19 protein-coding genes and 1 tRNA gene are annotated in these 19,299 nt (G+C 48.1%); 8 read left to right on the forward strand and 12 right to left on the reverse strand.

Features of this window, described 5'->3' with window-relative positions:
• Positions 1 to 122: 122 nt before the first annotated feature.
• A complete protein-coding gene (locus EL173_RS13525) occupies positions 123 to 821 on the forward strand; it encodes an ArsR/SmtB family transcription factor (RefSeq protein WP_005690931.1) in 699 nt (232 codons plus the stop codon).
• 143 nt (positions 822 to 964) lie between these two features.
• Here EL173_RS13525 and EL173_RS13530 read toward each other — a convergent pair whose 3' ends face one another.
• The 4 genes from EL173_RS13530 to EL173_RS13545 all read right to left on the reverse strand — a co-directional run bounded on the left by EL173_RS13530 (position 965) and on the right by EL173_RS13545 (position 4,401).
• Positions 965 to 1,612, reverse strand: coding sequence for a CPBP family intramembrane glutamic endopeptidase (locus EL173_RS13530; RefSeq protein ID WP_005685184.1), 648 nt, complete (start codon positions 1,610 to 1,612; stop codon positions 965 to 967).
• Between the two features lie 120 nt (positions 1,613 to 1,732).
• Positions 1,733 to 1,805, reverse strand: a tRNA-Thr gene (locus EL173_RS13535).
• 138 nt (positions 1,806 to 1,943) lie between these two features.
• Complete coding sequence (locus EL173_RS13540) at positions 1,944 to 3,545, reverse strand: ABC transporter ATP-binding protein (protein ID WP_014571658.1); 1,602 nt, start codon at positions 3,543 to 3,545, stop codon at positions 1,944 to 1,946.
• A gap of 211 nt (positions 3,546 to 3,756) precedes the next feature.
• The gene (locus EL173_RS13545) at positions 3,757 to 4,401 is read right to left on the reverse strand and encodes an HD domain-containing protein (protein WP_005690927.1); all 645 of its coding nucleotides are present in this window, start codon (positions 4,399 to 4,401) and stop codon (positions 3,757 to 3,759) included.
• Between the two features lie 151 nt (positions 4,402 to 4,552).
• On the opposite strand from EL173_RS13545, the gene EL173_RS13550 reads away from it, so the two are divergent.
• Complete coding sequence (locus tag EL173_RS13550) at positions 4,553 to 4,969, forward strand: MarR family transcriptional regulator (protein WP_005714141.1); 417 nt, start codon at positions 4,553 to 4,555, stop codon at positions 4,967 to 4,969.
• A gap of 168 nt (positions 4,970 to 5,137) precedes the next feature.
• Positions 5,138 to 7,666, forward strand: a complete 2,529-nt coding sequence (locus EL173_RS13555; protein WP_005690922.1) for an excinuclease ABC subunit UvrA — start codon at positions 5,138 to 5,140, stop codon at positions 7,664 to 7,666.
• A gap of 109 nt (positions 7,667 to 7,775) precedes the next feature.
• Here the strand turns inward: EL173_RS13555 and EL173_RS13560 are convergent, their stop codons facing one another.
• The 3 genes from EL173_RS13560 to EL173_RS13570 all read right to left on the reverse strand — a co-directional run bounded on the left by EL173_RS13560 (position 7,776) and on the right by EL173_RS13570 (position 10,236).
• On the reverse strand, positions 7,776 to 8,780 hold the full coding sequence (locus EL173_RS13560; protein ID WP_005685175.1) for an aldo/keto reductase: 1,005 nt from the start codon (positions 8,778 to 8,780) through the stop codon (positions 7,776 to 7,778).
• Positions 8,781 to 8,888: 108 nt separating this feature from the next.
• Complete coding sequence (locus EL173_RS13565; RefSeq protein ID WP_014571660.1) at positions 8,889 to 9,701, reverse strand: Cof-type HAD-IIB family hydrolase; 813 nt, start codon at positions 9,699 to 9,701, stop codon at positions 8,889 to 8,891.
• A gap of 190 nt (positions 9,702 to 9,891) precedes the next feature.
• Positions 9,892 to 10,236 (reverse strand): hypothetical protein, encoded by a 345-nt coding sequence (locus EL173_RS13570; RefSeq protein WP_005685172.1) that lies wholly within the window; start codon positions 10,234 to 10,236, stop codon positions 9,892 to 9,894.
• A gap of 491 nt (positions 10,237 to 10,727) precedes the next feature.
• Between EL173_RS13570 and EL173_RS13575 the strand changes: the two genes are divergently transcribed.
• Positions 10,728 to 10,991, forward strand: a complete 264-nt coding sequence (locus tag EL173_RS13575; protein WP_005690917.1) for a hypothetical protein — start codon at positions 10,728 to 10,730, stop codon at positions 10,989 to 10,991.
• Positions 10,992 to 11,280: 289 nt separating this feature from the next.
• A complete protein-coding gene (locus tag EL173_RS13580; RefSeq protein WP_005690915.1) occupies positions 11,281 to 11,970 on the forward strand; it encodes a YoaK family protein in 690 nt (229 codons plus the stop codon).
• On the opposite strand, the gene EL173_RS13585 is transcribed toward EL173_RS13580, so the two are convergent.
• Together EL173_RS13585 and EL173_RS13590 are read right to left on the reverse strand one after the other, a co-directional pair.
• Positions 11,967 to 12,656, reverse strand: coding sequence for a histidine phosphatase family protein (locus EL173_RS13585; protein WP_005690914.1), 690 nt, complete (start codon positions 12,654 to 12,656; stop codon positions 11,967 to 11,969). The two genes, EL173_RS13580 and EL173_RS13585, sit on opposite strands and share 4 nt — an antisense overlap.
• 43 nt (positions 12,657 to 12,699) lie before the next feature.
• Entirely contained in the window at positions 12,700 to 13,512 is an 813-nt protein-coding gene (locus EL173_RS13590; protein ID WP_005690913.1) for a Cof-type HAD-IIB family hydrolase, read from the reverse strand.
• 93 nt (positions 13,513 to 13,605) lie between these two features.
• Between EL173_RS13590 and EL173_RS13595 the strand changes: the two genes are divergently transcribed.
• Positions 13,606 to 14,088 carry a ribonuclease H family protein gene (locus tag EL173_RS13595; protein WP_005685160.1) on the forward strand — a complete coding sequence of 161 codons (483 nt, stop codon included), beginning with the start codon at positions 13,606 to 13,608 and terminating at the stop codon, positions 14,086 to 14,088.
• 5 nt (positions 14,089 to 14,093) lie between these two features.
• Here EL173_RS13595 and EL173_RS13600 read toward each other — a convergent pair whose 3' ends face one another.
• A complete protein-coding gene (locus EL173_RS13600; RefSeq protein ID WP_005685159.1) occupies positions 14,094 to 14,996 on the reverse strand; it encodes a LysR family transcriptional regulator in 903 nt (300 codons plus the stop codon).
• Positions 14,997 to 15,283: 287 nt separating this feature from the next.
• On the opposite strand from EL173_RS13600, the gene EL173_RS13605 reads away from it, so the two are divergent.
• A complete protein-coding gene (locus EL173_RS13605; RefSeq protein WP_014571663.1) occupies positions 15,284 to 16,486 on the forward strand; it encodes an aminotransferase-like domain-containing protein in 1,203 nt (400 codons plus the stop codon).
• A 386-nt stretch (positions 16,487 to 16,872) separates the two neighbouring features.
• Here the strand turns inward: EL173_RS13605 and EL173_RS13610 are convergent, their stop codons facing one another.
• A complete protein-coding gene (locus tag EL173_RS13610; protein WP_005690910.1) occupies positions 16,873 to 17,178 on the reverse strand; it encodes a hypothetical protein in 306 nt (101 codons plus the stop codon).
• 361 nt (positions 17,179 to 17,539) lie between these two features.
• On the opposite strand from EL173_RS13610, the gene EL173_RS13615 reads away from it, so the two are divergent.
• On the forward strand, positions 17,540 to 17,866 hold the full coding sequence (locus EL173_RS13615; RefSeq protein ID WP_005688165.1) for a hypothetical protein: 327 nt from the start codon (positions 17,540 to 17,542) through the stop codon (positions 17,864 to 17,866).
• A 205-nt stretch (positions 17,867 to 18,071) separates the two neighbouring features.
• Here the strand turns inward: EL173_RS13615 and recA are convergent, their stop codons facing one another.
• On the reverse strand, positions 18,072 to 19,259 hold the full coding sequence (recA, locus tag EL173_RS13620) for a recombinase RecA (protein ID WP_005688163.1): 1,188 nt from the start codon (positions 19,257 to 19,259) through the stop codon (positions 18,072 to 18,074).
• Between the last annotated feature and the right edge of the window lie 40 nt (positions 19,260 to 19,299).

Genomic DNA, 19,299 nt, shown 5'->3' on the forward strand with positions numbered 1-19,299 from the left:
CGCTTTTCATAGGCTTAACTAACGCCCTTGTTCTAAATTTTAGGGCGCAGTCATTTCCATGCGCATCGAAATGTGGAATAATTAAAGCGCGGTTATTATTCGCCGATAAGGAGGTTCGTTTCATGGCAAAAGAATTACCTAACATCACCAAGATTGCAGTCGCTTTGTCCAATCACTCAAAAATGCTAGTTTTAGACAGTCTCATGGATAAACGCGGTCACACACTTCTAGAAATAGCCCGCGAAGCCAACATTCAACCTCAAACCGCCAGTTATCACTTACAGAACTTCATTAACAACGGTTGGGTTAAAATGGAAAAATCCGGCCGTTTTCACTATTTCTTCTTAGTGAGTGATCAGGTTGCCGCACTCATCGAACAATTCAGTCCACTTTCACCATCAGCGTCAACCCATACCTTAACCAGAGCCCTTAAGGTTGATAAAATGCGGACTTTCCGTTCTTGCTACGACCATATGGCGGGAAAAATAGGCGTTTTGATTACCGATCAACTCTTGGCTGATCACCTCATTAGCGAAGAACCTCAAGCATATCAAGTCACGCCGGATGGTCTGAACTTCTTTGAAAAGGGTTTGAATATTGATCTTGAAACCGTCCAAAAAAAGAAACGTCTCTTTACCGTTAAATGTCTGGACTGGAGCGAACGAAAACATCATCTCGGCGGTGCCTTGGGTAATGCCATTTTTGATGCATTTTCAAAGCAAGCTTTTGTTGAACGTGATCCCAACACCAAACGAGCGCTTTATCTGACGGCAGAAGGAAAGTATTTTCTACACACTGAATTGAACTGCCAATTTGAATAAACCGACCGGAACGCATAAAAGCCACCCATCGCAGAACAATGATGGGTGGCTTTTGTACATTCATTAACGCTTTTAGCAATTCGGAATCTGCCCATAGCCAAGGAAGCTCACGCGGCAATGGCTGGTTGTTAGGATCACGCTGCTTAAACCAATAAAATCGTCGCATTATTCAGTATGTGCAAACCGATTGAATAGCGCATGTCCCGCGTACGCAGGTAGGTCCAGGCTAAGACAGCGCCAAGTGCGGCATAAATAAAAATATTGTAGTCAATGCGCGACCCCGCCACATGGGCAAAGCCAAATGCAAATGCACTCACCAACACGCTAACCCACTGCCAGGAACGTTTCTGCAATGAGCCAAAGCTATTCATCAAAAGACCACGGAATAAATATTCTTCGACAATGGGACCACCGACGACCGCCAGCAACTTAATTCCCCATGGATACGTGTGAACCAGCTTAATCAAATTACTCTGATTTGCTGCCAGGGGTGCATGGGTTAACTGCATAATGAGTGAATTCGTCACCTGAATCAAAAGCAGTAAGCCGATGCCTTGCAAGACGACCGCAACGGGATGGGCAACTTTTAAAGGCGATTGCTGGCGATATAAGCGCCGGTAACAAACCATCAAGGCGGCAATCAATGCCCCAAATGCAATGATAAACGCCGCGATCGCACCGACCATCCCCCAAGTTAGTTCGCTGCGAACAAGTGCAAGTTCGGCCAGAGAGTAGAACAAGAAACCGACAATAACGCCAAAAATTTGAATGATGGAACGGAGGATTTGCAAAATAAACGATCCTTTCGTAGGCAGTCACTTGGACTGACGGATAACGATGTCACAACATTGCTAGCAACTTATAATAAAAAAAGCCCGACCAGATAACTATCTGTCAGGCATTTCATTTGCAGCCGTCTATCGGGCTTGAACCGACGACCTCATCCTTACCATGGATGCGCTCTACCGACTGAGCTAAGACGGCAAATGACTTGGTTGTTTAAAAACAACTGCCTAATTAATGTACACTAAATCGCCATTCCCCGCAAGCCCTTTTTGGAAAAATATCGCACCAAGCCATTTTCCAACTGCAAATTTCAAGCTGTTAGCCACGTCAATGGGTTCAAACCGTTACAATCTGGTCAAGCTGATCTTTAATCTCCGGACGAAGGTTATGGGTCACCATGATCAGTGTGGTCTTGGGCAACGATACCAGTAATTTTTCGATGGCGAGTCCTGACTTAGGATCAAGTGCCGCCGTGCCTTCATCACTGATGATGACGTGGCTTTGGCGAATGAGGCCGCGCGCCAAGGCAATTCGCTGTTTTTGACCGCCTGACAAGTCTGCCCCATTATGTTCCAAAACCGTATCAAGTCCCTGTTCCTGTTGCGCCATAAACGTTGTCAGCCGCGCAGCTTCAATCGCATGCTGCAACACATCATCAGCCACCTGCTGTCCCAGCGTCAAGTTAAAGCGAATGGTGTCGTTGAAGATATAAGGTGCCTGATCAATATAGGTAATCTGATCCCGCAAAGAGCGCGGATCAAGCTTCTGATAGTTTTGGGCGTCCCACGTGATTTGCCCTTGATAATCGGCTAGCACATCGCTAATCAGTCGCAACAAGGTGGTTTTCCCATGGCCGGATGGTCCGACAATGGCAATTTTCTTACCTGCCGTCAACGTCATCGTCACATCCTTAAGTACCGGCTCCTTGCGATGCGGATAGGTGAAAGTGACATCCTGCAGATGAATGCCTTCTTCCAAACCATTAACTGGCTCTTTCGGTTTTTGCGGTGATGGAATCGCCTTGGCAAACTTATCAAAAATCGGTGCGACTGATTTAACCGTGGTCAGGGCAAAACTCATCAAGGTTAAGCCACTAAAAGTCGTCCCGGCCACTGAATGAATTGTGACAACCGCCCCAACCGGAATCACGCGGTTATATGCCAGCAATCCGGCTTGGATCAGCAGGAAAAGTTGACTGCCTAGATTCACCAAATTAATCAAGAATTGCGTGGCCATATTGAATTGAATATACCCAACTTGTGCGTGCCCGGCCGCATTCGATGCATGAAACACCCGATCCACCATGACGTGACGGCGATTCGCCATAAATAAGGTATTGAAGCCTTCAAGAATATCCGTAATTCGATTAGTCAGTTTCTCGTTTTCCTGACTCCATTTTGCCGCCGCAGCGCTTAGCTTTTTACGATAAATCATCGGAACCGTGATCAATAGCACTGCACAAACCAAGGTGGTGGCAAATAACGATGCTTGATAGGTCAATAGCACAAAGATACTAAGCACAACTTGCCAGCTCGCCTGAATGAGATAGCCAACATTGCGCAGTCCCTGGGTATTAATCGTATTGACATCGTTGGTCATCCACGAGGTATACACCGCATCCGACCGCGCATGGTACTGTTCAAACGGCATCGCAGCAATGCTCTTCGTTATTTCGGTACGAATGTCATTATTGAGCCGCCGTTGTAGTGACACCTGATAAATATTGGTCAGCGTCTGCATCACCAGTTGAAAGATAGTCGCTACCACCATCACAATCGCAGCAGTCACAAAGGCATTTACTTTAAACTGGGTCAACGCAGTAATCATATTCCCAGTAAAAATTGACACAGCAGTCAGCGCAGAAATTTCAAGTCCATACATCAGGATAAACACGCCAAACCGCCACTTAAGCCGGAAAAGATATTGTCGAAACGTCACGGCCATGCCTCCCTTTAAAAGCACCCATTTAAAGTTGGAAAATAATGGTTTTCACCATGCTGTCCGTATTAGGCACACCGCTTCATCGCCAGACAATGTTTCATCCAACACCAAGCGTTGCAGCCAATTTTCACTTAATTATGAGTCTTTTCTGAGCAAGATTAGAATACCCAAATAATAGCATTACATTTTCGGAAAAACAATCGCACCATTAGCGTTCCCCCTGCCACTCTGCTTTAAATTCGTCCAAAAATGACAGCATCACTTGCTGCCGATGCTCAGCAAGCTGTTTGGCTGCCGATGTATTGAGCTGATCCTTTAACTTCAACAGCTTTTCATAAAAGTGATTGATAACCGTGCTGTCTTTTCCCCGGTAGCTGCTTGCGGTCAGGGTCGTTCTTGGTGCCAGTGCCGGATCGTGCATGCGACCACCATGCGCACCGGCGTACATAAACGCGCGCCCGATTCCGATCGCACCAATCGCGTCCAACCGATCCGCATCTTGCACCAACTGTCCTGCCACTGATAACGGTTGATGCTTGCCTAAATTTGCTTTGAACGACATGTGGTCAATAATTTCTGTCACTGCCTGAATCTGCACCTGCGTCAACCCGGCCGCGGCCATCGCTTGCTGGGCGGCTGCTTTTGCTGCGCCGACATCTGCCACCAACTTATCGTCATAAGTATCATGCATGGTTGCCGCAGCCACGACAACCGTTGCATCAACGCCTGCTGTTTTGGCTACTAGTTGTTTTGCATTCGCCACCACCCGTTCAATATGATCGAAGCCATGCCCGCTATGATCCTGCGATGAAACTTTTTTCGCATATTCCGTCAATATTTGCCAGTCAATCACGTTTCAACACTCCTTAGCTGATAATCATCAAAAATTAATGTGATGCCATGAACAATTTAACTAGTTATCCGCCCTAATTGTTGCGCCCCTTAACCTCAAGAGTTCATACTTAAAGTATAAAGAGGTTATGTAAAAAAGGGGGAACATGACGATGAAAAAGCAATATTTGTCGGCCAGCCAGTCGGTCAACCAATTTAATCGGCTTTTTTCACCGGTGTCAACGGCTGACATTCCATTGAATCAACAAAATCTGCTCTTTTGGATGGCGACCGATTCGACACCTCGAACACCAACGAATCTGGCCAAAGAAATGCACGTCACCAAGGCTGCCATTACCAAAGCAAGCGGTCCACTGCTCGAACGCGGCCTGCTCGACAAGCAACCCGATCCCGAAGACTGCCGTAGTTTCAAACTCGTGCTGAGTGAAGCCGGCGAAAAGGCTGTCGAAGACTTGGGACCGGAATATTTAGGCAATCTCGAGCGTCTGTACAATGAGTTAGGTGAAAAGAAATACCTCAAACTCATCAAACTGCTCAGCCAAGCAACCGGCGTCACGGTAAAAGAATAGTTCGTCACCCATATTTGTAAAATCGCATACGCCTTACGCATCACCGCGTAAGGCTTTTTGGCATATTCCGATAAATTTGATGCTTTTCTCAGCTGCGTTACAATAAACTCATCAGCCTTTTCAAACTGACTCACCGAAACGTTTTGTCTGCCAAAGGAGCGTGTTGCAATGGCAATTCCAGATCATATCAGTGTTCGGGGCGCGTATGTGAATAATTTGAAACATCTCAACGTCGATATTCCCTTAAATAAGCTCGTTGCGATCACCGGCCGATCCGGTTCCGGTAAAAGCTCGCTGGCAATGGGCGTGCTGTACGCAGAAGGCATGCGCCGCTACATGAGTGCGCTGTCCACTTATACTCGCCGACGCTTAGGCCAAACCAGCCCGGCTGCGGCAGATTCGGTCAAACATATTCCCAGTGCCATTGCGCTCAGACAGCGGCCTGTTGTTCCGGGAATTCGCTCAACAGTCGGCACCGCAACTGAAGCCCTCAACGTTATTCGCCTCATATTTTCGCGTCTGGGCTCCCCTGTTTGTCCCAATGGTCACCGCGTTCCGCCGACACTTGATATTGCCAAAGCGATGGATCTGCCTAATGATGGCGAAAGCGGCATGGGGATGATCACCTGTCCCACATGCGGTGTCCACTTTATGGCATTTGCGGCTGAAGATTTTGCTTTTAACTCGACCGGTGCCTGCCCAACCTGTGGCGGTACGGGGCAGGCGCGGACGCTCGCGGCCAATCGCCTCATCCCTGATCCAACTTTGACCATTCGCCAAGGCGCCGTAGCATCATGGCGGCTTCCGGGACGTAACTTCATGCCTTATGTGGCTCAAGCAATCGGTATTGACATTGACACGCCTTTTCAAGACTTACCCGAAGACCAGCAAGAACAGGTGTGGCACGGCCAGCGTAAAAAGTACGCGATCAACATTCCAAGCAAAACCGGCAAGATTTTTCACATGGATCACGCCCAATATGAAAATGCTTTTAATGCCGTTGAAGATTCGCTAGCCACCACCAAAAACGAACGGGCAATTGAACGGTTAAATCGCTTCTATGAATTCGGCGTTTGTCCGACCTGCCACGGCAGCCGATTCGCACCCAAACTGTTAGCCCAGCATCTGGTCGATCAAAATATCGCTCAAGTCAGCGACATGACGCTCACGCAGCTAACTGACTTTATTCCGAAAATTTACCAGTGGCTGCCAGCTAACATGCAAGCCTTGGCGCACGATATTATCAAAGAGCTGACCCAACTGCTCAAGCCGATCATGGATCTAGGCTTAAGTTATCTCACGTTGAGTCGGGCCGCTGCTTCGCTTTCAACCGGCGAATTGCAACGTATTCAGCTTAGCCGCACCTTGCGCACCGAAACAACCGGCGTTCTCTATGTCCTTGATGAGCCTTCCATCGGTTTGCACGCTGCCAATGTCGCCGGTTTATTGGAAGTCATGCATGGTTTGGTCGATCAAGGCAATTCGTTAGTCGTCGTCGATCACAACACCGCCATCATCAATGCCGCCGATCAAATCATCGAAATCGGACCCGGTGCCGGAGCTGACGGTGGCCAGATTCTTGATCAAGGCAGCCCGGCTGAAATTAGTCACGATGCCAATTCGCTAATCGCACCGTTTTTAACTGGCAAAACGCCTTTAATCGTCCGTCCGCAAGCCGGCAGTGCGGCCATTGCCAAGGCCAAGCAGTTGCAGCTCACGGTCACGAATCGGTTTAATCTTCATCATCTGAACGTCCAATTTCCGATTAATTGTTTCTCGGTGGTGTCCGGGTTCTCCGGTGCGGGCAAGTCCACCTTGATTTTCGATGCGCTAGTGCCGGCACTTTCCGCAACCAAAGATCAGCCTGCTCCCACGTTTGTTCGCAATCTAAAAACCGGTGGCATTCGCCATGTGGTCGCCATTGATGCAACGCCGGTTGGCAAAAATGTCCGCTCGACGGTTGCCACCTACACCGATATCCTGGATCATTTGCGGCATCTTTTCGCCAGCTTACCTGCTGCTAAGGACAAACAATATACCAGCAGCCATTTTTCTTACAATGTCAAAGCCGGCGCCTGCCCAACCTGTGGCGGCACCGGGGTTATCAATCTGGACATCCAGTATCTACCGGATATGCAACAAACCTGCCCCACCTGCCACGGCCGACGTTACAATCCAGAAGTGCTGAAAATCAAATGGCACGAGCGGAGCATTGCGGATTTGCTTGACCTCGATGTGGACACAGCACTCACCGTTTTCAAGGACGAACCGACCATCGTCCACACCTTACAAACCTTGCACGATATGGGTCTGGGCTATTTGCATCTTGGCGAAAGCACGCCGACGTTATCCGGTGGTGAAGCGCAACGGCTCAAACTTGTTGCCCACATGGGACGCTCGCAAAAAGACACGCTTTTTGTCTTCGATGAGCCTTCTGTCGGCCTGCATCCGCTTGATGTTCAGACCCTAGTGGCGGTGTTCCAGCGACTGTTGCAAACCGGCGCCACCGTCATTGCCATTGAGCACGACTTAGATGTCATTGCCAACGCTGATTACGTCTTGGACCTCGGACCAAAAGGCGGTGCAGAAGGCGGACACGTCATAGCAGCCGGCACGCCGCAAGCCATTGCCAAACAAGGTCATGGAGAAACGGCAAAATATTTGGCGGCGCATCTTGCTGCTTTTCATGTGGATTGAGAGCACCAGTAAAGTATTGTCCCTCAAAAATAAAACGGCTCCGGAGTCAAAAAATACTCCGAAGCCCTTTTTTAATGCTTATGCTTAGCCTTTTACAGCCAAACGTCAACTAAGCATTTAAAATATCATCAATTTGTTGAATCTCTTCAGCAGTAAAGGTCAGATGTTCCGTTGCTTTAAGGTTATCCTGAAGGTGTTCAACTGAGGTCGTCCCAATGATCACACTTGTGACAACCGGATCCCGTAACAACCACGCCAAGGCCATTTGACTCAGGGTCTGGTCGCGATCATGTGCAATTTCATTAAGCGCATTTAGTTGCTTAACCACAGCCTCTTTGCCCTTAGCAAAAGTGGCCTTGTTGGTTGGATGGATTTTGAAAGTATCCGGAATTCCCTTTAGGTAGCGATCTGATAACAAGCCTTCTGATAACGGTCCGTATGCAATCAACCCGGCACCATCAGCTTTTAATGCATCGATCAAGCCGGACGTTTCAGCGGTGCGATTAAACATGTTGTAACTGTATTGATTCAGTACAAAAGGCGTGTGCAGATCTTTAAACATCGCAATTGCTTCTTTGGTCTGCTTCGTATCATAGTTGGAAATGCCAATATACAATGCCTTACCGTCACGCACCGTTTGATCCAGTGCATTAACCGTCTCTTCCAAGGCCACGGTATCGTCAAATCGGTGGGCATAGTAAATATCGACATAATCTAACTGCAAGCGCTTGAGTGAATCATTCAAGCCTTGAATAACTGCTTTACGCGACGTCCCGACACCGTACGGACCAGGGTGAATCTCATAACCCACCTTGGTACTAATCACCAATTCGTCTCGATACGGTTTTAAATCCGTGGCCAGAATCTGCCCCAGTAACCTTTCACTAGAGCCAAATCCCGGTTCACGATCACCATTACCATAATGATTAGCGACATCAAAATGAAAAACGCCACGATCAAACGCATCCAAAATCACCGAGCGTCGCGGGCCAAATGGATCCAAGTTGCCATAATGCTGCCACAATCCCAACGAAATAACCGGCAACATCAACCCTGTCTTACCGGCATGGCGAACCGGCATTTTCTCATAACGATCAGCTGCTGCATGATACATCATTAACGCCCTCCTCAAACGACCGCAAAATAAAAACGTTTACCATCTCTATGGTGGCAAACGTTTCGCTAACAATCAACCAGAAACCCCACTTTTTACGGAAAAAGCTCACTTCTCAAAGAAATCCGTTAAAAAGTTTGCCACGCCGTCATCCACATTAGTATCAGTGACATACCGAGCAACGCGTTTCACTTCAGGCACAGCATTACCCATTGCGACACTGATCCCGGCAGCTTGCAACATCCCTAAGTCGTTCAAACCATCGCCAAAAGCAATCGTGTGCGCAGCGTCAATGCCGGTTTTCGCCTGTAATTCACGCACGGCATTGGCTTTGTCAATGTGCTTAGGAATCAATTCCAGATTCGTGTGTTCAGACGCAGAGACATGCAAAACGTTGCGTGCCTCTAATGCGGTCTTGCCAGCTGCCAATGCCTGTGAGTCACTCGGTCCGAAAATAATGCCATTCGTGATCGTTGCGGCGTGGGTTAATAATGCCGCTGCTGACGGTAAAGCAACCACCTCGATCGCGACTGAACTCGGTGCAAACCGCCGTGCTGCTGCTTCAATCGCTGGCGGCAAGGTCCCGGTGAAATAAACCGTGTCATCGCTGAAATACAACGCATTGAGTCCAAGATCGGTTGCCACTTCTTCAACCGCAGTCAACGCCGCTGCACCCAACGTATGATGGACCCGCTCACCGGAAAAGTCATAAACCGCACCATTTGACGCAATAATGTTGGCATAAGGTTGAAATTGATGGGCTACCACTTCTGCCAGTGCATGCATGCGCCCAGTCGCAACGTAAAACGCTGCTCCGGCTGTCACTGCATTGGCAATTGCCTGCGTTGTCTTTTCGGTCACGTCATGATGATTGGCAGTCAATGTCCCGTCAATATCGCTGACGATTAAATATTGCGTCATAATGTTCCTTTCTTGTCTGTAAACCATGCTGCTTACCGTTTAGCCGTTGTAGATCAAAGTGCTGATGATACCAAATCAGCCATAGAAACTGGATTCGTCTCTATGGCTGATTTAAGCCTGATCTGCCTGCCATCTAAAAATCGTCCGAAAACAATGCGCTACTTAATGACACCCAGCTTCATGCGCTTGATTAAAGTCCTTGCGGCAAGCCTTCAATTTGATCGGCATACCATTTAGCCCATGGTGTTTCCGGCGCCCCTTGAGCGTTGAATGTGACATTGACCTGTTTCAAAAGATCCAACAAGTTGCCAGAACGATGTGTCAGTAACCCACTCGTTAACTCCTCACGCGTCAACGTGCGATTATCAAGAAGGTAGTGGTTAATATCCGCCAAATCTCCTTGCTCATCTAGTTGAGAAAAAACATCGAGCCCGTCACCAAAGAACCGACTCAGGTAAAACTTAGCAAAAGTCTCAAGCGCTGTCTTTTGTGCTGCTTCATTTAATTGATCAATCGTTGTGTTGCTAGTTGCCATGACTAATTTCGTCCTTTCTATTTTATTCCATTATAACCACTTTTTACCTGCTTTTGGAAAGCAAACTGGTGGAAGAGCGCGAGCCGGCGCGCTTAGGGATCGGAATGTAAGCGGCCTTGGGCGTGATGGCCCGGGCTTGGCCATTGCGACCAAGGTCCTTACATTCCGATCCCTGCGCCGGGGAGCGCGTTTAAGAGCGTGAACAGGAGCGCTTAGAAATCGGAGTGTAAGTGGCCTCAGACGTGATGGCCCGACTTTGGCCATTGCGGCTGAGGTCCTTACACGGAGATTTCTGCGACTGTGAACGCGTTTAAGAGCGCGAGCCGGCGCGTTATGGTGTGCCTTACGCATCAAAGTCAAGTACCTAAGTTCAAAAAACATATAAATATTTTTAACTTTTTGAAACTTTCCGCCTTTTGTACCTTGATATTGAGCAACAGTTGTTATAGTATGCCACTTATGTTGGGAATTCAGGAAAGGTTGGAGGCATTATGGAAAAAGAAAAATTACATCTTGGTGACGCGGTGGTCTGTCAGGTTAAAGAAGACATGGAAGCTCCTTTCACCGGTAAAATCGAAAAAGTCTACGAAAATTCGGCACTCTTGACGATCACTGACTACGCTGATCAAGACCGTCAGAACGCGTCAGAGCTTAATTTTAAAATTGTTGCAAACTTCCACGCTATGACCAAAAACCTTGGCGGCGGAACTGTCTTGGCCTTTCCACCAGAAACAGAAGAAGACCGAAAAAAATAATGACCCAGATCACATTCAACCAGCTTCAGGCCGCATGACTCGTGCCTAAACTGGTTGTTATTATTTACTTAGTCATTAACTCATAAAACAAACAAAGCTTTCCTGGCGAGTAGATTCTATGCTCGCCGGGATTTTTTTTGTTTAAGGTCAAACCGTTTTCAGCTTAGAACAAACTTAATTTCAAACATCACCTTCAAAACGGTTTAAGCTTAAAAGTCACTTTCATTGTCAGCTGGTCAAACTTGCGTAGAATAAAATCAAATAGTAAGCAAACGAGGCGACCATAAACATGCAAACCACCACTTACCCCATTCACGAACGCCTGCTCATCGGCACCTTGCTCACTGCTGCTGCCGGCAGTTTTGATGCGTATACCTACTTGTTGCACGGTGAAGTCTTTGCGGGCTTACAAACCGGTAACGTTATTTTGCTCGGCGTCCATCTTGGCCAAGGACAGTGGCACACGGCAATTCGCTATCTAGTACCCATTCTCGCCTTTATGTTTGGCACCATGGCTGCACGCGCCTTGCAGCTACACGCCAGTCATCGCCCCCAACTGCTTGCCGAACAGCGATGGATCCTCCGTTACGAAATTGTATGGCTTTTGGTGGTCAGCCTCCTGGGGAAGTGGCTGCCGGATTTGTTGGCCAGCGCTATCGTTTCAGTGATTGCGGCTGCCCAGCTACAAGAGTTCCGCCGCTTAAAAGGTGGTCCGTTCACGTCACTGATGATGACCGGTAATTTACGCACCGCCGCGCAGAGCCTGTATGACGGCTTTATTCGCGGACAACAAAAAGGCCGCGCATCCGCAGCCACTGTTGGTACGATCATCTTGAGTTTTGCCCTTGGTGCCGGGGTCACGGGTATCCTGACCCATGCTATCGGCACCTACGCCTTAGCTGGGGCTACGCTGGTGTTGATTCTGATTGATCTATTGCTTTGGCGCGATCAGAAAACATTGCCGCAAAGTACGGTTTAACCAAGCGCTTCTTGCCCATGATGCAGAAAACTTAGATCGTTGAAGTCCGTCACCCGAAAGCGGTCATTAAGCCACATTAACTTGGTGACACTCGCATTATCCAGCATTTCGCGGCCATCAATGTTGTAGTGGATATAGTTCAACCACATTAACGCTGCCGTTCCGTGTGACACCACCAAAACGCGTTCCCATCCCTTTGCCTCGGCTTCCACGGCAATGGCCCGCAACGTTCGGTCCAACCGCTCCTGCACCATTCGATTGGTTTCTGCCGGGTTTGGATGCTGATCCATATTAGCCGCAAATGCCGCATCGGCTGTTTGCGCTAACGTAATTTCGCGATTGGCTAAAGCATCATGGAAGTTGGCAATGCCCATCGTCGCCAGCGAAAAGTCATTTGCCAGTTGCCCTTCGAACTTGCCATAATTTTCTTCACGCAAGCCCATGAGTCGCGTTACCGGCAGCGGTTCACCCAAACCACTTAAAATAAAATGTGCAGTATCGACAGCCCGCGTCAAGTCACTCGCAAACGCCGCATCAAAATGCACCCCTGCCAGTTGAAAGCCGCGTCCCAGCGCCTTAGCATCCGCGATTCCTTTTGGTGTTAAGGCCGAGTCAGCCATCCCTTGAACCCGTTTTTGCACATTGAATTCTGTTTGCCCATGACGGACAAGATATAGCGTTGTCATGATCGCAATCCCCTAATTTTCATTTATTTCCAAGTCATCGTCATTAAGCCAGTTTTAAATAATCCGCTAAGTAATCTGCCATCCCATCGTGATCGTTATCGCTTGGTGTCTGCGCGTCTGCCGCTTCAAGAATGGCTGGACGCGCATTTTTCATTGCCACGCCATGTCCGGCAAATTGCAGCATGTCCAAGTCATTCATATCATCGCCAAACGCAATGATATGTGCCTGATCAATGCCATACCGCTGGGCGACATACGCCAACGCCCGTGACTTGCTCGTATTTCGGCTAGTCACTTCTAACGCCGTATAGTCGCCACTCCAAGCGCCCCAGGTTTTGGCTGCCAAATGCGGATACAAAGCCGCCACTTGTTGCGAAACCGGCTCAAACGTCTTAGCTTCCATAAACATGGTGACCGAAATCGGCGCCTGACGCAACCCATGCTCATCCAATAAAGCATCAGGGTGTAAGCGATCCGGCAAGAAGGGAATATTGGCATAAGGCCGGTCAGCCACCAATAGTCGCTTACCTTCTGCCACCATCACTTTAAAGGTAAAGCGTTGGCTGAGTTGGCGTAACGATAACGCAACCGAAATCGGAATTGTCACTTCTTTTTCATATTGCCACTGCTGATGCGGCACATGAATCAAGGCGCCGTTGAAATTAATCATCGGCCCCTGTAAGTGTAACGTATCATAAAACTGTTCGGAAATCGCATCCGGCCGGCCAGTCGTGATCACGACCAAATGTCCCGCTGCCTGTGCCGCCCGCAAAACCGCGATCGTGCCAGCACTCAGCTGACCTTCAGTGTTGAGTGTCGTACCATCCAAATCCAATGCGATAAGATAACGTTCCATGCAGCAGCCTCTTTTCAATCTTTTTTTAAATAAACAAACATAGCCATTACCACCGCATTCCCCTACAATAGATAGTTAGAAAGCGAGGGTATCATGGCTGAATCAATCGTACTATATACTGACGGCGGTAATCGCAACACCGGCAATCACGCAGGCGGCTCAGTTCGGCCCACCGACAAAAGCGCGTGGGCCGCATTACTGATCTACGGTGAGCATGAAAAAATGCTCTCTGAGGGCGATTACGGTCGGACCAATAATTATATGGAAATTATGGCGGTGATTCAAGGGCTCAAGGCGATCAAACGAACCGATATTCCGATTGACGTTTACTCCGATTCTGCCTATGTGATCAACACCATGCAACAACGCTGGTGGGTCAAGTGGCAGCAAAACGGTTGGCGCAACCACGGCAAACCTGTTAAAAATGCTGAATTATGGCAAGCACTGCTCCACCAAATGAACCGTTTCGATCAAGTAACCTTTCATAAAGTCAAAGGCCACGCAACCAACCGCAATAACAACCGCGTTGACGAGGCACTGAACCAAACGATGGACCGCCTGGATGATCGCACCTGATCATTTTACCCTTGATTGCCAAGAAAAGCTTCCCCATAAGTTTCCGCCAAAAATGTGTGAATCACCTGCTGCATCCGCTGGACAGAAGGTGATTTTTTGATGGTCGGATTAATCACCAAACACAAGGTTCGCGCGAACGGTTCGGAAAAAGGATACACATTCACATCCCCCACCAGCTTCTGCAACGCGAGCTTCGGCAAAATTCCCAAGCCCAGCCCTGATTCCACCATGGATAGAATACTTTGGTCATCAATCGAATAGTTGATCGTGTTGGTCGACACATGATAACGATCCAACGCATTCTTGGTATCACGATCATAGTCAATTTGTTGCAAAATAAAATTCCGCTTCTCAACATCGGCTTGCGTCACGGTTTTGCCGTTTTTAGGCTTGAAGCGTTTTGGTGTGATGCAGTAGATCGGATCTTTTAACAACGGCTCAACCACCACCCCGGGTCCAACCGGCAGCGATGAAAAGCCCATGTCAACCGTACCTAGTCGAACCGCCTCCACAATGCGGTTGAAGGTCCCTTGAATAACACTGATTTCAATGTGTGGATAGCGCTTCTTAAACCGTTGAATAATCGTCGGCAGCCAGTTAGTCGAAACCGACGAAAACGCGCCAATCCGAATTCTGCCGGTATTGACGCCATTGATGTTATCGGCGACTTGCGACAGTTGCTCTTCAAGGTTCTGAATACTTTGGATAATTGGCAGCACCTGGGCCCCATCTTCCGTCAACGTGACGCCGGTACGATTCCGAATTAAAAGTGGAAACCCCAGCTCGGTCTCCAGCTGACTGATACTATGGCTAACCGCACTCGGCGTCACATTTAATTCCGCCGCTGCTTGGGCTAACGTGCCACGTTCCACCACTTTACTAAAGACTTCATAAGAAAAATTACCCATGTTATCACTTTTCCCTTTTTTATACTTGGCCCAAGTGACACGCGTTGTCACTTGAGCCGCACAATGCCTGTCAAATGGACGCTGAGGCCTGTTCGTTGATTTTAACATGAACAAAATTCAACTTAAGCTGAAATAGTTGAGCTTTACTCAATCATACGAGCCGTTTTACACTAGTGTCAATAAGAAAACGTTGGTTGAACTTTTACCAACGCGACAACGGTATCGCAATTAACGTGTGGATCGGCATCAGGCTCGGTTACACGCCCGATATCAAAAGGGGATTCATCATGAAATTCGCAAAACGTACCCAAAAAACCGGCAATTCCGGATTAGAAGATCTGTTCGCCGCGTCTGGCCCGAATGTCATCTCGTTTGCAGGCGGCTACCCGGATCGGAGTTTGTTTCCGACCCAACAACTGAATCAGGCATTTAAGCACAGCTTTAACAGTGGCGATACTGAACTGTTGCAATACGCTAGCACTCAAGGCTACTTGCCTTTACGCGAAAAGATTGCGGCTCGGCTGCGCGCAACTGGCATTCCGACTCGTGCCGATAACATCATGATGACCCAAGGCGCTCAGCAAGGACTCGATCTAGTGGCGCGCCTCATGCTTGATTCAGGCGATGGCCTAGTTGTTGAAGCGCCAACGTATCTCGGTGCCTTAGCCGCCTTTAATGCTTATCAGCCAACTTATTATGAAATCCCGATGCAAGACGATGGGATGGACATTAATGCCTTACAGCGCGTTTTAATGAGTCACAAAGTCAAGTTCATCTATACGGTACCCGATTTTCAAAATCCAACCGGCGTTGTGATGTCTGTGGCTAAGCGTAAGGCTTTGATTCGACTCGCCAACCAATATGACGTTATGATCCTCGAAGACAACCCCTACCGCGATCTTCGCTATGATGGTAAGCCGCTGCCGACCATTAAGTCATTTGACACGCAAGGCCGCGTCGTCTATCTCGGCAGCTTCAGCAAGATCCTCTCACCAAGCTTACGGATGGGCTGGCTCGTTGCTGCACCGGACCTTTTGCAGGAATTACTGGCGTTAAAAGGCGGAAGCGACTTGGAATCCAGCAACCTGACCATGCACGGCATTGATGCCTACATGGCGGAAAATGACCTAGATGCCCACATCACCGAAATCCAGAATCGTTACCGCGAAAAGAAAAATGCCATGGTCGCAGCGATGAATCGTTACCTTCCTGATGAAGCGCACTTCACCAACCCTGATGGCGGCTTCTTCCTGTGGCTCACCATGCCAGCCGGCTTCGACATGGGTGCCTTCATGAAGCAACATCTGTTACCGGAAAGCAACATTTCCTATGTGCCTTCCGCCAACCTATATGCAACTTCGGCTCAGGTCAACGGCGCACGGCTAAACTTCACCGGTCCGACACTTGAGCAGATCGACACTGGTATCAAAGCATTAGGCGATGCACTTAAAACCGCGTTGCAGCATCACCTAGTAGCCGAACAAGCTTAGTTTTCTTCGTCTTAATCTACTCAAACTTTTACAAAATGACAAAGTAACCATCACACTTTCGTCACACTTTGTCAGTAGTATAGGAAACATAGAAATGAGCCACCCACTCATCTCTACACCCCAACCTAATTTTCATTTTTCTCCTCCAAAGAAAAATAAGATGATTGGCCCCCATCCAATCATCACAAAAACGCCCGCTGCCAATACGCAACGGGCGTTTTTGTATCATGAGCGCGAGCCGGCGCGGTTAGGGATCGGAGTGTAAGTGGCCTTGGGCATGACGGCCGGCACTTTGGTTATTGCGCCTGGAGAGGTTGTACAAGGTTCTAGGCTAGCAACCGCGTTATGGGGAGCAACGGCACCTGCATCCAAATCAGCATTCACGCTTAAAACGATGGTATTCCCGAGAAATACTTATTAGCAATCGCCTCAGCCATGCCTTCCATGTCAAACAGTACCGTCCGCTGCGCTAAAGTGAGCTGATACTGATGGTCGCGCATTTCGTCTCTAATGAAATACCCGATTGGCAAGACTTGTGGGGCAATATTGACTCCTTGTATCCGTTTATCCGCCACCTTATCAATGGCCTGTTTGATACTTGCAACAATAGCTTGCGATGTCGCATCGGATTGTTTCTCGAAAAGATGCTGCAGTTCTAGCATCTTTGCAATGAGTTCTTGTTTCTTTTCCATTTTGGCTCACCCCTTCATTTGTGAACTGATCGTGTCGAATAAACAGCTTGCCCTGGCCGTGCCTTGGTATGCAGCATACATGAGAGCGGTTGCAATCATCTTAGATTGCCGTTTTTGATTTGGCAAGCAATAATGCTTGTGCTTTTTGAAGATTGTTTGACGAACATGACACTTGAACAGTCACTTTGAAAATTAAAACACTCCAAAGACAAAATGCTTTACGAGAACAATTTTCCAGCATATGCTATAGCCAATTTCAGACAACTATGCACCTGTAGATTCTATAGTCCATTTTTCTATGCCTCGTTTACTGACTTAAAAAGACTAATAAACGTTCAATTGCAAAGAGAGGGGAATGATCATGGAAACATTGTATAAAGGCCAACCTGCTGATGTTTGGGAAATCACCAAAACAGGCGCTCAGCCAGATTGGGTAAAAGATGCATTCTCACAAAACTATCTTTATTGGTTGGATAATCGGGTTCGTATTCTCATGTGGGCGTTAACCCCACCTAACAAGAAGAATTTAAAGTTCGTTGCTAGCGGTTCACTTGGAGGTGGCGTTGATGCACTGGGTGTTTACGCATACGGAGATTCAGGTGACTTCTTGGATGCAACCAATCAACGCGTGGTATCTCGGGAAAGATTCTTTAAGCAATATCAAATTCTAAAATCCAACGAAGCATAACCAATTAAAGGCGCGTGTATTAACGTTTGTTGACATGACTGTATTATTGTTCTGTTGGTTCACCCGAATTCAAGATCCGTGATAGGTGCAACCGTGATGAAAGTTTTTGTGAACAATCGCTTGGCTCTTTTCCTATCAAGCAAAAGCCGCAACCAGACTCACATCATGTGTAAGTCTGGTTGCGGCTAGTACGTTTACGCATATTTTAAACTAAACGGTCAACCCCGAAGCTGGATGGATCATCTTTCTTATCATCCGGCTTTTTGTCAGTTGTTGGTTTCTCTTCAGGCTTCTTGTCAGCCGTTGTTTTCTCGTCTTTAGCAGTATCCTTCTTTTCGTCCTCTTCTTTTGGCTTCGGTGCGGACTGCTCGCGGATCTTGGCTTCGATTTCCTTGGATACTTCAGGATGCTCATCCAGATAATGAGACGCATTGACCAGACCTTGGCCGAGGCGCTCCTTACCATAGTTGTACCATGAGCCTGATTTGGTGATAACGTCCAGATCGTTGTCTTTATCAGTCGCTAAGTTGATCATGTCAGTATTGTGCTCGATCCCGTGCCCAAACGACATAGTGGTTTCAACGGTCTTAAACGGCGGTGCCACCTTATTCTTGGTCACCTTGAGCTTGCTGGCAAACCCAACGACATTCTTACCATCTTTAACCTGCTGGCCTTTGCGTACTTCAATGCGCACAGAGGCGTAAAACTTCAGCGCCCGGCCGCCTGGGGTGACTTCCGGATTGCCAAAAACAATGCCGACTTTTTCACGTAACTGGTTAATGAAGATGACCAACGTATTCGTATTGTTAATCGTTCCGGCCATCTTTCGCAGTGCCTGCGACATCAGCCGTGCTTGCAAGCCAACGTGACTGTCACCAATTGCACCCTCGATTTCAGCCTTTGGCACCAGCGCGGCTACGGAGTCGATCACGACAACATCAACCGCTGCCGATTCGATCAGCATCTCGGCGATTTCCAATCCTTGTTCACCCGAATTTGGTTGGGAAAGCAAAAGGTCGTCAATGTTCACGCCTAACTCGGCAGCATACTTTGGATCCATCGCATTTTCCGCGTCAATATAAGCTGCCTTGCCACCGGTTTTTTGTAATTCGGCAATCGTCTGCAGCGCAATCGTGGTTTTCCCACTACTTTCAGGTCCATAAATTTCAACGATCCGGCCCCGTGGTAAGCCACCGACACCAAGAGCGAGATCCAATGACAGAATCCCGGTTGAGACCACATCGATCTTCAACTCCGGTCGATCACCCATCTTCATGACCGCGCCTTCACCGAACGCCTTGGTAATCTTTTGCAGCGCCTTTTCTAATTCGGTTTCACGATCTGTGGCATCAGACTTTTTATTATCAGCTTTTGTGGTCGTTTTTTTCGCCATACTTGTCTCCTTAATGTCGTACATACTTCGCTCAAAATAC

This window comes from Lacticaseibacillus rhamnosus (assembly GCF_900636965.1).
Classification (GTDB): domain Bacteria; phylum Bacillota; class Bacilli; order Lactobacillales; family Lactobacillaceae; genus Lacticaseibacillus; species Lacticaseibacillus rhamnosus.

Excerpts from the sequence above, each read along its gene's own strand:
- EL173_RS13610 (WP_005690910.1), bottom strand. The coding sequence starts at position 17,178 with ATGGAAAAGAAACAAGAACTCATTGCAAAGATGCTAGAACTGCAGCAT.
- EL173_RS13525 (WP_005690931.1), top strand. The coding sequence starts at position 123 with ATGGCAAAAGAATTACCTAACATCACCAAGATTGCAGTCGCTTTGTCC.
- EL173_RS13615 (WP_005688165.1), top strand. The coding sequence starts at position 17,540 with ATGGAAACATTGTATAAAGGCCAACCTGCTGATGTTTGGGAAATCACC.
- EL173_RS13560 (WP_005685175.1), bottom strand. The coding sequence starts at position 8,780 with ATGTATCATGCAGCAGCTGATCGTTATGAGAAAATGCCGGTTCGCCAT.
- EL173_RS13555 (WP_005690922.1), top strand. The coding sequence starts at position 5,138 with ATGGCAATTCCAGATCATATCAGTGTTCGGGGCGCGTATGTGAATAAT.
- EL173_RS13585 (WP_005690914.1), bottom strand. The coding sequence starts at position 12,656 with ATGACAACGCTATATCTTGTCCGTCATGGGCAAACAGAATTCAATGTG.
- EL173_RS13600 (WP_005685159.1), bottom strand. The coding sequence starts at position 14,996 with ATGGGTAATTTTTCTTATGAAGTCTTTAGTAAAGTGGTGGAACGTGGC.
- EL173_RS13565 (WP_014571660.1), bottom strand. The coding sequence starts at position 9,701 with ATGACGCAATATTTAATCGTCAGCGATATTGACGGGACATTGACTGCC.
- EL173_RS13580 (WP_005690915.1), top strand. The coding sequence starts at position 11,281 with ATGCAAACCACCACTTACCCCATTCACGAACGCCTGCTCATCGGCACC.
- EL173_RS13575 (WP_005690917.1), top strand. The coding sequence starts at position 10,728 with ATGGAAAAAGAAAAATTACATCTTGGTGACGCGGTGGTCTGTCAGGTT.
- EL173_RS13595 (WP_005685160.1), top strand. The coding sequence starts at position 13,606 with ATGGCTGAATCAATCGTACTATATACTGACGGCGGTAATCGCAACACC.
- recA (WP_005688163.1), bottom strand. The coding sequence starts at position 19,259 with ATGGCGAAAAAAACGACCACAAAAGCTGATAATAAAAAGTCTGATGCC.
- EL173_RS13590 (WP_005690913.1), bottom strand. The coding sequence starts at position 13,512 with ATGGAACGTTATCTTATCGCATTGGATTTGGATGGTACGACACTCAAC.
- EL173_RS13570 (WP_005685172.1), bottom strand. The coding sequence starts at position 10,236 with ATGGCAACTAGCAACACAACGATTGATCAATTAAATGAAGCAGCACAA.
- EL173_RS13605 (WP_014571663.1), top strand. The coding sequence starts at position 15,284 with ATGAAATTCGCAAAACGTACCCAAAAAACCGGCAATTCCGGATTAGAA.
- EL173_RS13550 (WP_005714141.1), top strand. The coding sequence starts at position 4,553 with ATGAAAAAGCAATATTTGTCGGCCAGCCAGTCGGTCAACCAATTTAAT.